This window comes from Mycobacterium sp., assembly GCF_035499775.1.
Classification (GTDB): Bacteria; Actinomycetota; Actinomycetes; order Mycobacteriales; family Mycobacteriaceae; genus Mycobacterium.
In genome coordinates this window covers 1-14,938 of record NZ_DATJYB010000372.1, presented here as the reverse complement: position 1 = coordinate 14,938, position 14,938 = coordinate 1, and the positions used below count along the sequence as shown (strand labels likewise).

Annotated in this window: 13 protein-coding genes; 11 read left to right on the top strand and 2 right to left on the bottom strand. The window is 68.3% G+C overall.

Annotated features, from left to right (window positions below; all coding sequences use genetic code 11):
- Positions 1-29: 29 nt before the first annotated feature.
- From prcB to VML93_RS23040, 9 genes are all read left to right on the top strand, one after another.
- A complete protein-coding gene (gene prcB / locus VML93_RS23080; protein ID WP_325614610.1) occupies positions 30-893 on the top strand; it encodes a proteasome subunit beta in 864 nt (287 codons plus the stop codon).
- Positions 890-1,660, top strand: a complete 771-nt coding sequence (prcA, locus tag VML93_RS23075; RefSeq protein WP_325614608.1) for a proteasome subunit alpha — start codon at positions 890-892, stop codon at positions 1,658-1,660. Before prcB ends, prcA begins: the two co-directional genes overlap by 4 nt.
- Positions 1,661-1,720: 60 nt before the next feature.
- Positions 1,721-3,079 (top strand): Pup--protein ligase, encoded by a 1,359-nt coding sequence (pafA, locus tag VML93_RS23070; protein ID WP_325614607.1) that lies wholly within the window; start codon positions 1,721-1,723, stop codon positions 3,077-3,079.
- A 23-nt stretch (positions 3,080-3,102) separates the two neighbouring features.
- On the top strand, positions 3,103-4,092 hold the full coding sequence (locus VML93_RS23065; RefSeq protein ID WP_325614606.1) for a YafY family protein: 990 nt from the start codon (positions 3,103-3,105) through the stop codon (positions 4,090-4,092).
- Positions 4,089-5,084 carry a YafY family protein gene (locus VML93_RS23060; RefSeq protein ID WP_325614605.1) on the top strand — a complete coding sequence of 332 codons (996 nt, stop codon included), beginning with the start codon at positions 4,089-4,091 and terminating at the stop codon, positions 5,082-5,084. The genes VML93_RS23065 and VML93_RS23060 overlap by 4 nt, the downstream gene beginning before the upstream one ends.
- An 80-nt stretch (positions 5,085-5,164) precedes the next feature.
- A complete protein-coding gene (tatA, locus tag VML93_RS23055) occupies positions 5,165-5,416 on the top strand; it encodes a Sec-independent protein translocase subunit TatA (RefSeq protein ID WP_325614604.1) in 252 nt (83 codons plus the stop codon).
- Between the two features lie 54 nt (positions 5,417-5,470).
- Positions 5,471-6,421: a twin-arginine translocase subunit TatC gene (gene tatC / locus VML93_RS23050; protein WP_325614609.1), complete on the top strand. Its 951-nt coding sequence runs from the start codon at positions 5,471-5,473 to the stop codon at positions 6,419-6,421.
- On the top strand, positions 6,408-9,140 hold the full coding sequence (locus VML93_RS23045; RefSeq protein WP_325614603.1) for an RNA helicase: 2,733 nt from the start codon (positions 6,408-6,410) through the stop codon (positions 9,138-9,140). Before tatC ends, VML93_RS23045 begins: the two co-directional genes overlap by 14 nt.
- A 49-nt stretch (positions 9,141-9,189) precedes the next feature.
- Positions 9,190-9,945 carry a DUF4333 domain-containing protein gene (locus VML93_RS23040; protein WP_325614602.1) on the top strand — a complete coding sequence of 252 codons (756 nt, stop codon included), beginning with the start codon at positions 9,190-9,192 and terminating at the stop codon, positions 9,943-9,945.
- Here the strand turns inward: VML93_RS23040 and VML93_RS23035 are convergent, their stop codons facing one another.
- Positions 9,946-10,914: a 5'-3' exonuclease gene (locus VML93_RS23035; RefSeq protein WP_325614601.1), complete on the bottom strand. Its 969-nt coding sequence runs from the start codon at positions 10,912-10,914 to the stop codon at positions 9,946-9,948.
- 19 nt (positions 10,915-10,933) lie between these two features.
- Between VML93_RS23035 and VML93_RS23030 the strand changes: the two genes are divergently transcribed.
- Positions 10,934-12,055 carry a Xaa-Pro peptidase family protein gene (locus tag VML93_RS23030; RefSeq protein ID WP_325614600.1) on the top strand — a complete coding sequence of 374 codons (1,122 nt, stop codon included), beginning with the start codon at positions 10,934-10,936 and terminating at the stop codon, positions 12,053-12,055.
- A gap of 34 nt (positions 12,056-12,089) precedes the next feature.
- Positions 12,090-14,336: an alpha/beta hydrolase-fold protein gene (locus VML93_RS23025; protein ID WP_325614599.1), complete on the top strand. Its 2,247-nt coding sequence runs from the start codon at positions 12,090-12,092 to the stop codon at positions 14,334-14,336.
- Here the strand turns inward: VML93_RS23025 and VML93_RS23020 are convergent.
- On the bottom strand, positions 14,314-14,938 hold a 625-nt coding region (locus VML93_RS23020; RefSeq protein WP_325614598.1), incomplete at its 5' end, for a DUF5631 domain-containing protein. The two genes, VML93_RS23025 and VML93_RS23020, sit on opposite strands and share 23 nt — an antisense overlap.

Below are 14,938 nucleotides of genomic sequence, written 5' to 3'. Positions count from 1 at the left end.
GTCCGCGCGTATGTCCAAAAGGGCGGACAGTGACCTGGCCGTTCTCTGATCGCCTGTCCCTTAATTCTTCCGCTGTAGACCTGTCCTCGTTCGCTGATTTTCTCCGTCGCCAGGCGCCGGAGCTGCTGCCGGCGGGTCTTGGCGGCGGCTCGCAAGCGGGCGTCGCCAGTTCTCAGCTGCCGCATGGGACCACGATCGTCGCGCTGAAATTCCCCGGTGGTGTCGTCATCGCCGGGGACCGGCGTTCGACGCAGGGCAACATGATCGCCGGGCGCGATGTGCAAAAGGTGTACATCACCGACGACTACACGGCCACCGGCATCGCCGGAACCGCCGCGATCGCCGTCGAGTTCGCCCGCCTGTACGCCGTCGAACTCGAGCACTACGAGAAGCTCGAAGGCGTCCCGCTGACGTTCGCCGGCAAGGTCAACCGGCTTGCGATCATGGTGCGCGGCAACTTGGCCGCCGCGATGCAGGGGCTGGTGGCGCTGCCGCTGCTGGCCGGCTACGACATCCACGCAGCCGACCCGGACACCGCGGGCCGCATAGTGTCGTTCGACGCCGCCGGCGGCTGGAACATCGAAGAAGAGGGCTACCAATCCGTGGGCTCGGGGTCGATCTTCGCCAAGTCGTCGATAAAGAAGTTGTACGCGCAGGTCACCGACGCCGATTCCGCGCTGCGGGTTGCCGTGGAGGCGCTCTACGACGCCGCCGATGACGATTCGGCCACCGGCGGACCGGATCTGGTGCGCGGCATCTACCCGACGGCGGTCGCCATCGACGCCGACGGGGCGGTTGACATCCCCGAGGCCCGCATCGCCGAACTGTCCCGTGCGGTCATCCAAAGCCGTTCGCGCGCAGACACTTTCGGCCCCAACGGCGGTGAGAAGTGAGCTTTCCGTATTTCATCTCGCCTGAGCAGGCGATGCGCGAGCGCAGCGAGCTCGCGCGCAAGGGCATCGCGAGGGGCCGCAGCGTGGTGGCGCTGGCCTACGCCGGTGGTGTGCTGTTCGTCGCGGAAAACCCGTCGCGCTCACTGCAGAAGATCAGCGAACTCTACGACCGGGTGGGCTTTGCGGCCGCGGGCAAGTTCAACGAATTCGACAATCTGCGCCGCGGTGGGATTCAGTTCGCCGACACCCGCGGCTACGCTTACGATCGCCGCGACGTCACCGGCCGGCAGCTGGCCTATGTCTACGCGCAGACGCTGGGGTCCATCTTCACCGAGCAGGCCAAGCCCTACGAGGTCGAGCTGTGCGTCGCCGAGGTCGCGCACTACGGCGAGCCGAAGCCGCCGGAGCTCTACCGCATCACCTACGACGGGTCGATCGCCGATGAGCCGCATTTCGTGGTGATGGGCGGCACCACCGAGCCGATCGCCACCGCGCTCAAGGACTCCTACGCCGAGAACGCCGACCTGCCCGACGCGCTGCGCATCGCGGTGGAGGCGCTACGCGCGGGCAGCGCCAACGGCGACGATCACCCGCTCGGTGTGGCCAGCCTGGAGGTAGCCATCCTGGACGCCAACCGGCCGCGGCGGGCTTTCAAACGGATCAGCCGCTCCGCGCTGGAGACGCTGCTGCAGGAAACGGATTCCAAGGATTCGGGCGATGCCGGGGATTCGGAATCGGCCGGCGAATCCGACGCTGAATCTTCCTAGTAGACACCCTGGGCGCGGCTTCCGCACCGGGACGGCAGGACAACCAGTACGCTCGATTACGTGCAGCGGCGAATCATGGGCATCGAGACCGAGTTCGGTGTCACCTGCACCTTTCACGGGCATCGGCGCCTGTCCCCGGACGAGGTGGCGCGCTACCTGTTCCGTCGGGTGGTGTCCTGGGGTCGCAGCTCCAACGTTTTCTTGCGCAACGGTGCGCGGCTCTACCTCGATGTCGGTAGTCATCCCGAGTACGCCACCGCCGAATGCGACAGCCTGGTCCAGCTGGTCACCCATGACCGGGCCGGGGAATGGGTGCTCGAAGACCTGCTCATCGACGCCGAGCAGCGCCTGGCCGACGAGGGCATCGGCGGCGACATCTACCTGTTCAAGAACAACACCGACTCAGCGGGCAACTCCTACGGCTGCCACGAGAACTACCTGATCGTGCGCGCCGGCGAGTTCTCCCGGATCTCCGACGTGCTGCTGCCGTTCCTGGTCACCCGCCAGTTGATCTGCGGGGCCGGCAAGGTGCTGCAGACCCCCAAGGCGGCGACGTTCTGCTTATCGCAACGCGCCGAGCACATTTGGGAGGGCGTCTCGTCGGCCACGACCCGCAGCCGCCCCATCATCAACACCCGCGACGAGCCGCACGCCGACGCCGAGAAGTACCGGCGGCTGCACGTCATCGTCGGCGACTCCAACATGTGTGAGACCACCACGATGCTCAAGGTGGGCACCGCCGCACTGGTGCTGGAGATGATCGAAGCCGGTGTTCCGTTCCGCGACTTCTCGCTGGACAATCCCATTCGCGCCATCCGCGAGGTCAGCCACGACGTCACCGGGCGCCGGCCGGTGCGGCTGGCGGGTGGGCGTCAGGCCAGCGCGCTGGACATCCAGCGGGAGTACTACAGCCGCGCCGTCGAGCATCTGCAGATCCGCGAGCCCAACGCGCAGATCGAGCAGGTCGTCGACCTGTGGGGCCGGCAGCTCGACGCCGTCGAGAGCCAGGATTTCGCGAAAGTGGACACCGAGATCGACTGGGTGATCAAGCGCAAGCTGTTCCAGCGCTACCAGGACCGCTACAACATGGAGCTGTCCGACCCCAAGATCGCCCAGCTGGATCTGGCCTACCACGACATCAAGCGCGGACGCGGTGTCTTCGATCTGCTGCAGCGCAAGGGCCTGGCCACCCGGGTCACCACCGACGAGGAAATCGCCGAGGCCGTCGACCATCCGCCGCAGACCACCCGAGCCCGGCTGCGCGGTGAATTCATCAGCGCCGCCCAGGCCGCCGGGCGCGACTTCACCGTCGACTGGGTGCATCTCAAGCTCAACGACCAGGCGCAGCGCACGGTGCTGTGCAAGGACCCCTTCCGCGCCGTCGACGAGCGGGTCAAGCGGCTGATCGCGAGCATGTAAACCGGCCATCTAACCTGGAGCAAATGGCGACCTCGAAAGTCGAACGGCTGGTAAATCTCGTCATCGCCCTGCTGTCCACCCGCGGCTACATCACCGCCGAGAAAATCCGGACCAGCGTGGCGGGCTATTCGGACAGCCCCAGCACCGAAGCGTTCTCCCGGATGTTCGAGCGTGACAAGAACGAATTGCGCGACCTCGGTATCCCGCTCGAGATCGGCAGGGTGTCCAGCCTGGACCCCACCGAGGGTTACCGGATCAACCGCGACGCCTACGAGCTACCGCCGGTCGAGCTGACGCCCGACGAGGCGGCAGCCGTAGCGGTCGCCGCGCAACTGTGGGAGTCGCCCGAGTTGATCACCGCGACCCAGGGCGCGCTGCTCAAGCTGCGGGCGGCAGGGGTCGACGTCGACCCGGATGCCCCGGTGGCCATCGCCTCCCACGCCGGAGTGCCGGGTCTGCGCGGGTCGGAAGATGTCCTCGGGGTTCTGCTGACGGCCATCGATTCCGGTCAGGCGGTGCAGTTCCCGCATCGGTCATCGCGCAGCGCGCCGTACACCACTCGCACCGTCGAACCCTGGGGCGTGGTCACCGAGCGTGGTCGTTGGTATCTCGTCGGCCACGACCGCGATCGCGACGACACCCGGACCTTCCGGCTCTCGCGGATCGGTGCCGAGGTCACGCCGATCGGCGAGGCCGGCGCGATCACCGTGCCGGAGGGCGTCGACCTGCGCAGGATCGTGGCCCAGACGGTAGGGGAGGCGCCGACCGGCGTTCAGGCCACGGTGTGGGTGGCCGACGGGCGCGCCACTGAGCTGCGGCGCGTCGGAAAGTCCCTGGGCCCACGGCAATTGGCCGGCCGAGACGGCGAGGTGCTCGAAATCGATATCGGCTCCTCTGACCGGTTGGCGCGTGACATCACCGGCTACGGAGCCGACGCCATCGTGTTGGAACCGCGGTCGCTGCGTGAGGACGTGCTGGGCCGGTTGCGGGCTGCGGCAGGTGTGTCGAAATGACTCCCGTATCCACCCGCCTGGTGCGGCTGCTCAACATGGTGCCGTATTTCCAGGCCAACCCACGGATCACCCGCGCTGAGGCCGCCGCCGAACTCGGCGTATCGGCCAAGCAGCTGGAGGCCGACCTCAACCAGCTGTGGATGTGCGGTCTGCCCGGCTACTACCCGGGCGATCTGATCGATTTCGAGTTCTCCGGCGACACCGTCGAGGTGACCTTCTCGGCGGGCATCGACCGGCCGCTGAAGCTCACCTCACCGGAGGCCACCGGCCTGCTGGTGGCGCTGCGGGCGCTGGGGGACATTCCGGGTGTGGTCGATCCGCAGGCCGCGCGCAGCGCGATCGCCAAGCTCGCCGCCGCGGCCGGTGCCGCCGGGCACGGCACCCCGGGTTCGCACGCCGTCGACGAGCCGGCCCCCGTCGAGAGCCGGGCCGCGGCCGCGGTGCGCGCGGCGGTGCGTGACAAACGGGCGCTGGCTATCGACTACTACGCGGCGTCGCACGACACCCTGACCAGGCGGGTCGTGGACCCCATCCGGGTACTGCTGATCGGCGGTAACAGCTACCTGGAGGCCTGGTCGCGGGAGGCGGACGGGGTACGGCTGTTCCGCTTCGACCGGATCGTCGACGCCACCGAACTCAAGGAGCGCGCCGCCCCGCCGGAACCCGTCCTGCAGGCACCGCCGGACACGTCGCTGTTCGACGGCGATCCGTCGCTGCCGTCGGCGACGTTGCGGGTGGCGCCCTCGGCGGCCTGGATGTTCGAGTACTACCCGATGCGCGACGTGCGCGAGCTGCCGGACGGGTGGTACGAAGCCGTCATGACATACGCCTCCGACGACTGGATGGCGCGTCTGGTGCTGGGCTTCGGGTCGGCTGTGCAGGTGCTTGAACCGCAGGCGTTGGCGCAGCGTGTACGAAATGCGGCGGCGGCATCTCTTGCGGCATATGAGCTGATGGAACAGGCCTCGAAACAGGCCTCGGAGCAGGCCTAAGCCACCGCGCCGTGGCGCGGGCGCACCAGCGGACGGCTCCGCTGCGGTAGCATCGGGTGAACGTCTGGAGGTAAATCAAAGTGACAGGTGCTTTTGGTCCGTGGCACTGGGCGATCCTCATCGTCGTGCTGATCTTGCTGCTCGGGGCGAAGCGGCTTCCCGATGCGGCTCGCTCGCTGGGCAAGTCGTTGCGGATCTTCAAGTCCGAGATGCGCGAGATGCAGAGTGAGAACAAGGCAGGCGCCATCGAGAGCCCCGCGCCCGTGCAGTCGCAGCGCGTCGACCCGCCGGCGGCCCCTCAACAGGATCACACCGAGCCACGGCCGGCTTAGCGGCGGACCGTCGGGCGCCGCTGACCCAACGTCGTGAACGGTCTCAAGACTTCAGTGCGCGCTGCCCACCTTCTCAAGAAGCTCAACCCGCGCCAGCGGCGTAGCCGCACCAATCCCGACGGGACGATGTCCCTGGTCGACCACCTGGCCGAGCTGCGCACCCGGCTGCTGATCTCGATGGCCGCCATCCTGGTCACCACAATCTTCGGGTTCGTGTGGTACACGCATTCGATCTTCGGGTTGGAGAGCCTTGGCGAGTGGCTGCGGCATCCGTACTGTTCGCTACCGCAGTCGGCGCGTGCGTCGATCAGCGCCGACGGGCAGTGCCGACTGCTGGCCACCGCGCCGTTCGACCAGTTCATGCTGCGGCTCAAGGTCGGCATGGCGGCCGGGATCGTGCTGGCCTGTCCGGTGTGGTTCTACCAGCTGTGGGCGTTCATCACTCCCGGGCTCTACAAGAAGGAGCGCCGCTTCGCGGTGGCTTTCGTGATCCCGGCGGCCTTGCTGTTCATCGCCGGTGCGCTACTGGCCTATGTCGTGCTTTCCAAGGCGCTGAGCTTCCTGCTGACCGTCGGCAGCGACGTGCAGGTGACGGCCTTGTCCGGCGACCGGTATTTCGGCTTCCTGATTAACCTGCTGGTGGTTTTCGGCGTCAGCTTCGAATTCCCCCTGTTGATCGTCATGCTCAACTTCGTCGGGGTCCTGACTTACCAGCGGCTCAAGTCGTGGCGGCGGGGCTTGATCTTCGCGATGTTTGTCTTCGCGGCGTTGTTCACGCCGGGATCAGACCCGTTCTCGATGACGGCACTCGGCCTGGCGCTGACGCTGCTCCAGGAGCTGGCCATCCAGATCGCCCGGCTGCATGACAAGCGGAAAGCCAAGCGCGAGGAGCAGGTCGCCGATGACGAGGCCTCGGCCATCGAACCGCCCGAGGCGATAACCTCCCCAGAACCCGAGCCGTCCGTCGTCGCCGCGTCCCATGACACCTACGATGAAGTCACCTAGTTTGACCGAGCTGGCCCGGTTCGCGGCTGAGCTGCCCTTTGCACTCGACGACTTTCAGCAACGCGCCTGCGCAGCGCTGGAACGCGGCCACGGGGTGCTGGTGTGCGCGCCGACCGGCGCCGGCAAGACGGTTGTCGGTGAATTCGCCGTGCACCTGGCGCTGGGATCCGGCGGCAAGTGCTTCTACACCACGCCGCTCAAGGCGCTGAGCAACCAGAAGCACACCGACCTGACGGCGCGCTACGGCCGCGACCAGATCGGGCTGCTGACCGGCGACATGTCGGTCAACGCCGACGCGCCCGTGGTGGTGATGACCACCGAGGTGCTGCGCAACATGCTCTACGCGGATTCGCCTGCGCTGCGCGGACTTTCCCACGTAGTCATGGACGAGGTGCATTTCCTCGCCGACCGGATGCGGGGCCCGGTCTGGGAAGAAGTCATCCTGCAGCTGCCCGACGAGGTGCGGGTGGTCAGCCTCTCGGCGACGGTGAGCAACGCCGAAGAGTTCGGCGGCTGGATCCAGACCGTGCGGGGCGACACCACCGTCGTCGTCGACGAGCACCGGCCGGTGCCGTTGTGGCAGCACGTCCTGGTCGGCAAGCGGCTGTTCGACCTGTTCGATTACGACAGCAAGACCGACAAATCCCGCGTCGACCCCGACCTGCTGCGCCACATCGCGCATCGGCGCGAGGCCGATCGGCTGGCCGACTGGCAGCCGCGTCGCCATTCCGGGCGCGGCCGACCGGACCGGCCGCGTTTCTACCGTCCGCCGGCGCGGCCGGAGGTGATCGCGAGCCTGGACTCCGCGGGGCTGCTGCCGGCGATCACGTTCGTGTTCTCGCGGGCCGGTTGTGACGCCGCGGTCCAGCAGTGTCTGGGATCACCGCTGCGGCTGACCACCGAGGAGGAGCGCGCCCAGATTGCCGAGGTGATCGAACATCGCTGCGGCGACCTCGCGGACGCCGACCTGGCGGTGCTCGGCTACTACGAGTGGCGGGAGGGACTGCTGCGCGGTTTGGCGGCCCACCACGCCGGAATGTTGCCGGTGTTCCGGCACACCGTCGAGGAGTTGTTCACCGCCGGCCTGGTCAAGGCGGTGTTCGCCACCGAGACGCTGGCGCTCGGCATCAATATGCCCGCCCGCACCGTGGTGCTCGAGCGGCTGGTGAAGTTCAACGGCGAGCAACACATGCCGCTGACGCCGGGGGAGTACACGCAGCTGACCGGCCGCGCGGGCAGGCGCGGTATCGACGTCGAAGGTCACGCGGTGGTGCTGTGGAATCCGAACGACGACAACAGCGAACCGGCCGAAGTGGCGGGCCTGGCCTCGACCCGCACGTTTCCGCTGCGCAGCTCCTTCGCGCCGTCGTACAACATGACGATCAACCTGGTGCACCAGCTGGGTCCGCAGCAGGCTCACCAACTGCTCGAGCAGTCGTTCGCCCAATACCAGGCGGACCGCTCGGTGGTCGGGCTCGTCCGTGGCATCGAGCGCGGTAAACGGATGCTGACCGAGATCGCCGCGGAACTGGGTGGAGCCGACGCGCCGATCCTCGAATACGCGAGGTTGCGCGCGAAGGTGTCCGATATGGAACGGGCGCAGGCCCGTGCGTCTCGGCTGCAACGCCGGCAGGCCGCCGGCGATGCGCTGGCCGCGCTGCGTCGCGGCGACATCATCACCATCACCCATGGCCGGCGCGGCGGGCTGGCCGTGGTCCTGGAGTCCGCCCGCGACAGCTCCGACCCGCGGCCGTTGGTGCTGACCGAGCATCGATGGGCCGGGCGGATTTCGTCGGCGGACTATTCGGGAACGTCGGCGCCGGTGGGATCGATGACCTTGCCCAAGCGGGTCGAGCACCGGCAGCCGCGGGTCCGGCGTGATCTGGCCTCCGCGCTGCGGTCGGCCGCCGAAGGGCTGTCGGCGCCCGCGCGTCGACGCGGCGGTGACAAGGGTCGGACCGACGAGTTTCACGATCCGGAACTGGCCTCGCTGCGGGCGGAATTGCGTCGCCATCCCGCACATCTGACCGACGAGGAGCAGATCCGGCAGGCCGAGCGCTATCTGCGCATCGAGGGCGACAACGCGCAGCTGGAGAAAAAGGTGGCCGCCGCCACCAACTCGTTGGCCAAGACCTTCGACCGGATCGTTGGGCTGCTCACCGAGCGCGACTTCATCCAGGGCCCGGCCGACGACCCCCACGTCACCGACGACGGTCGCCTGCTGGCCCGGATCTACAGCGAGAGCGACCTGCTGGTGGCCGAATGTCTGCGCACCGGGGCGTGGGCCGGGTTGAAACCTGCCGAGCTCGCGGCGGTGGTCTCGGCCGTGCTCTACGAGACGCGTGGCGGTGACGGTCCCGGTGCCCCATATGCCGCCGATGCGCCGACTCAAAAATTGCGCCAGGCGCTACACCAGACCTCGCGGCTATCCGTTACGCTGCGCGCCGATGAGCAACGCCACCGGATCACCCAGAGTCGTGAGCCCGACGACGGCTTCGTTCGGGTCGTCTACCGTTGGGCACGCACCGGCGACCTGGCTGCGGCGCTGGCCGCGGCCGAGCCGCCGTTGTCGGCGGGGGACTTTGTACGCTGGTGCCGACAAGTTCTCGACCTGCTGGACCAGGTTCGAAACGCCGCCCCGGAGGCCGAGCTGCGGGCCACCGCCAAGCAAGCCATCAATGACGTTCGGCGCGGCGTCGTCGCAGTTGACGCCGGGTAGGCTTGGCCGAAGCTACGGTTACTACCGTGAAAAGGACTGAGGAGAAACGATGAGCGGACCGCAGGGACCTGGCCAGAATCCGTGGCAACCGCCCGGCCAGGGTCAGTCCGACGACTCGACCCAGCTGGGACCGGCGGCGGGATCGCCCTGGCAGCAGCAGCCCACGCCGACCCAGGATGCGACATGGCACGCCCCGGCGTACACGCCCTCGGAGTATCAGCAGCCGGCCACCCCCAGCTATGAGACCCCTGCGCAGCCCACCCAGTACGGCCAGGTCCCGCAGTACGAGCAACCGCAGCCCACGCAGTACGGGCAGACCTCTCAGTTCGGCGGCCCGCCCACTCAATACGGCCAGCCCGCGCAGTACGGACAGGCCCCGCAGTACGGCGAGGCCCCGCCGTACGGCGCGACCGGCCAATTCGGTCAGCCCGGCCAGTACCCGCAACCCTACGAGCAGCCCAAGAAGCGTTCGGGGATGATCTGGGGCATCGTCGGCGGTATCGCCGCGCTTATCGCCCTTGTCGTTTTGGTGCTCGGTTTCCTGGTGGGGCCTCGGTTTTTCGTCACCACCGAACTGGATGTCAACAAGGCCAACGCCGGTGTGCAGCAGATCCTGACCGATGAGACCAACGGCTATGGCGCCAAGAATGTCAAAGACGTGAAGTGCAACGGCGGCAACAATCCCAAGGTCTCGAAGGGCGGCACCTTCGACTGCAACGTCACCATCGACGGCGCGCAGCGCAAAGTCACGGTGACCTTCCAGGACAACGACGGCACCTACGAGGTCGGCCGGCCGACGCAGTAGTCACCCGGGCAGCGCGTCAAGCGCTTTCTGCAGGCGCCCGATCGACGACCCGACGCCCAGCTGGGTGGCCAGCCGGGCGGTGCGTGTCGGGTCGTCGGCAACCAGCGGGAGCGCGTCGGTGGGCGTCGACAGCGTGACAGCGGCGTCGGTGGCTACCCGCACCACCGTGCCCGCGGCCTCGATGTAATCGGTCGCGGCCAGCAGTTTGGCTCGCAGACCCTTGGCCATCTTGGATGCCGGGTCCTGTGCGGCGGCCACCACCCGGTCCAGCGAGCCGTGCTGTGCCAGCAACATGGCCGCTGTCTTCTCCCCGACACCGGGCACACCCGGCAGGCCGTCGGACGGATCACCGCGCAACAGGGCGAGCTCGGCGTAGGCCGGCCCGGCCCGATCCACCGGTACCCCGTACTGGTCGGCTACCTCGGCCGGACCGAACAAGGTGGCTTTGGCCAGCCCGCGGCCCAGGTAGAGCACCCGAACCGGGACGGGATCGTCGGCCACCACCTGCAGCAGGTCGCGGTCCCCGCTGACCACGACGACGGGGTCGGTCCGTTCCCGCGCGGCCAGCGTGCCCAGCACGTCGTCGGCCTCGAAGCCTGCTGCGCCGGCCATCGGGATCCCGAACGCGTCTAGCAGTTCCATGATCATGTCGACCTGCGGTGTCAGCTCGTCGGGCACTTCCTCGACGTCGGGTTGCCCGACGGGCTCCGCCCCGCTTGTTTCTAAGGCCACCCGGTGGGCCTTGTAGGACGGGATCAGGTCGACGCGGAACTGCGGGCGCCAATCCAGGTCCAGACACACCGCCAGCCGGCCGGGTTTTTGCTGGGTGATCACCACGGCCATCGAGTCGATGAAGCCGCGCACGGCGTTGACCGGCCGGCCGTCCGGCGCGGTGATCGACGACGGTACTCCGAAGTACGACCGGAACCACATGCTGGCGCCGTCCAGTAGGACGAGTGGCGATCGCATGCGGGCTATCCTGCCAGCCATGGATTCGTTTGAAGCTGCGGTGTACGCCCGACGGCTTGAGGCCGCGGCTGCCGCGACTGCCGAGGCCGGGCTGGCCGGCCTGGTGATCACGCCGGGCTACGACCTCCGCTATCTCGTCGGGTCGCGGGCCGAGACGTTCGAGCGACTCACCGCGCTGGTGATCCCGGGGTCAGGGGCGCCGACGGTCGTGGTGCCGCGGCTTGAGCTGGCGTCGCTCAGGGAGTCACCGATTGCGGAACTGGGCCTGGCGGTGCGGGATTGGGTCGACGGCGACGACCCGTACCAGCTGGTGGTCGCAGCGTTGGGTGGCGCGCCGGTCGCGGCCGCCGTCAGCGATTCCATGCCGGCGCTGCACCTGGTGCCGCTGACCGGTGTGCTGGGCATGCCGCCCGTGCTGGCCACCGACGTGCTGCGCGGGCTGCGAATGGTCAAGGAGGCGGGCGAGGTCGACGCGCTGCGCAAGGCCGGTGCCGCGATCGACCGGGTGCATGCCCGGGTGCCGGAGTTCCTGCGGCCGGGGCGCACCGAGGCTGACGTCGCCGCCGATATCGCCGAAGCGATTGTCGCCGAAGGGCATTCGGAGGTGGCGTTCGTCATCGTCGGCTCCGGCCCGCACGGCGCCGACCCGCATCACCGGTATTCGGATCGCGAACTGCAGGTCGGCGACGTCGTCGTCGTCGACATCGGCGGCGCCTACCAGCCCGGATATCACTCCGACTCGACCCGCACCTACAGCATCGGTGAGCCCAATCACGATGTGGCGCAGCAGTATTCGGTACTGCAACGGGCACAGCGGGCGGCCTTGGACGCGGTGCGCCCCGGGGTGACCGCCGAGCAGGTCGACGCCGCCGCGCGCGATGTGCTGGTCGAGGCCGGGCTCGCGGAGTATTTCGTGCACCGCACCGGGCACGGCATCGGGCTGTCGGTGCACGAGGAGCCCTATATCGTCGCCGGCAACGACCTGCCGCTGACCGAGGGCATGGCCTTCTCCGTCGAACCGGGCATCTACTTCCCGGGCCGCTGGGGTGCCCGCATCGAGGACATCGTCATCGTGACCGAGGACGGCGCGCTTTCGGTGAACAACCGGCCGCACGAGTTGATCGTCGTACCAGTCACTTAGCCGTCTCGTCACCTGCGCCCAGTAGGTTGGCGGGGTGTCAATTTTGGATCTCGCACTGCTTCCGATCCGTATCGCACGTCACATCGCCGACGCTGTCGTGCATCCCCCGGCAGCGACTCCCGCACCACCGGGAGAGCTCGTCGTGGTCGACGGAATGCCAGAGGGCGTGCCGCCGGCCGCGCGACAGCCCGAGCCGCAGCTGCCGGTGCCGTCGGGGTGGCCGTTCGGCGAGGAGTTTCCGCGGACCTGCGGTGTGGGCCGCATAGCCGGCGGGGCCCTGTTCTGGACCGACTTCCTGTACGACGACCACGGTGCGACGGGGCTGCCGGTCGGGGACCTGAAGGTTCAGGCGCCGCCGCGCGGCACCTACATCTACCCCGACGGGCCCGCGGCCCGCAACGGCGCCGACATCTTCCGGGTCGCTATCGGGCTCACCGAGACGCACACCTGGTGGCGGATCGACTGGAACACGCTGCTGGACGCCTCGGTCCCGATCGCGCTGTTCACCTTCGACACCGATCGCGCGGCCGCCGAGTCCGGGGAGTGGCCGTTCGGGGCGGGTGTGCGTTCGGCGGGGATTGACATGGCCCTGCTGGTGTCGGGTCGCGGCGCCCGGCTGGTCGACCTGACCACGCAGGTAGAGACGCCGGTCGAGCACAGCGTCGACCTGCCGGCGCGGTCGTTTCTGGCGCAGGTGCCGCGGTCGCTGGTGGAGCCGACCGGCAGCTGGACGGTACGGCTGGCCGCCGGGTTGGCCAACGCCGCGGGGGACGGGTTCGCCGACGTGCCCGCCGGTCACGGCGCGCTGCCCGGGCAGCCCAACGTCTACAACGTCGCGTTCCGCACGAACGCGCAGGAGCCGCCGCACTTGAACTTCTGGTCCGACTCCGCCCAGGCCGCGGCGCTGACCAGCGGGGACGTGTCGCAGTTCTCGGTTGCGGTGGCGTGGGGCAAGCTCGCGGCCCGTGAAACGGCCCCTGAGCCGGTCATCACCGGGCCGTCCACCCGCTGGTACGTGTCGTCGATCGAAATCGGGCAGGGCGTCGCGGCGGACGACATTTTGAGCACCAGACCGCAGTTCCTCGGGCGGGTGCAGCCGTATTCGATATGCCTGCCTTCGACGTATGCGCCCGGCCGGTCGCTGCCGTTGACCCTGCTGCTGCACTCGCTTGCGCTCGGGCAAACCCAGTTCGCCGCGATCGATCCGCGCCTGCTGGACGAGGTGTGCGAGGGACGCGAGTCGGTGGTGATCACGCCGCTGGCGCGGGGCCCGTCGACCTGGTACTTCGACACCGGGGAACTCGACGTCTGGGAAGTGTGGGCGAGAGTCGCCGAACAGCTGGGCACCGACCCCAACCGCACTGTGGTCTCGGGTTATTCGATGGGCGGGTACGCGGCCTACAAGCTGGGGTTGTCCTACCCGGAGGTGTTCGCGCAGGCGGTGGTCCTGGCCGGCCCGCCCGCGTGCGGGGTGCGGCTGCTTCCCGACGTCGACCTTCCGGCCGACCTCGACCTGAATTCACACTGCGCACGAGAAGGCGACACGTGGAAGCTGCTGGTGAACGCCCGCTGGCTGCCGTATGTCATCGCGCACGGGCTGGTTGACGAACTGGTGCCGTTCCCATCGGCCGCCGAGCAGGTGCTCGAACTCGACCGGCTCGGCTACCGGCACCGGTTCACGGTTTATCCGCTCGAGGATCACATCGCCTGGATATTTCAGGACAGGTTCGAGGATCCGATCAAGCACATGGGAACCGGCCTGCGCCAATCGGATCCGGGGCACATCACGTTTGCGTGGTATCCGCAATTGGTGCGGGCCGACCTGGGCATCGGGCCCGATCAGGTGTGGTGGTTGTCGGAGCTGAAAGCCGACCCGGCGGTGGTGGCGCGGCGTGGGGCCACCGCCAAGGTCGACGCGCGTTCCTATGCCCGCCCGGACCCGACGCACACCATTCAGCATCACCGCGGGTTCATCCCGGGCTTCGACCCGAGTCCCGGGTTGTACAGCGAACTGGACTGGCAGGTGGGGGGGCCGGTCGGCAAGATGCCGTATCTGACGCTGGCCCTCACCGGGGTCGCCAGCCTGACTGTCGACGTCAAACGCGCGGGCCTGGCCGCGTTGCCCTCATCGACGATCGCGGTGGCCAGCGACATTCCCGCGCAGATCACGCTGGGCGGGCTACCTGCGGGGGTTTCGGTACAACTCGACGGTCAGCCGGCCGGGTCGACGGTGGCGGTGCCGGCGGGACGGCACCAAATCACGCTGGCTGAGTCGCCATGAGGGCTTGGAACCAGGCGAGGTGGTAGTTGGCAGCGGTCTTGTCGCCGGCGATCAGCGCGTCGATAGAGGCCAGAAGTTGCCAGTTGCCAACGTCGTTCGTGTCTACGTCTTCGGGGTAGGAGTCCAGCACGCGAGTGCTGACGGTGGCCAGATGCTGGTGTAGGAGTTCGACTTCGGAGTCGAGTACCCCAGTGCCCGTGGAAGCCGCTTTGGCCAGGGTGTGGGCCAGTCGGGGTAGGCCGTCGCGCCACTGGGTCGCCTGCGCGAGTTCCGGGCCGAGTTCGTCGACGTCGGGTGCGCGCCGTGGGCGGGGCGATGTGGGGACCGGTTCGTCCTCGTCGGGCAGGTGGTGGACCGGGGCATAGGCGGCTGCGACGTTGACTTCGCCGAGCAGATTTTCGAGGTCGCCGCGGCGGCGTGCCGGGGGCAGCAGCGTCACCGCCGCCGGGAGGTCGATGCCCGGTGGGATCCAACCGCTGGCCAGATCGGTTGCCAGCACGGTGGTGTTGTCGGCGCGGTCTCCCGCGGCCCAGGCCAGCCGAGGCTGTTGACGGGCGACGGCGGCCACCAGTCGCTGTAGACGTGCGCGAGCCGTGGCATCG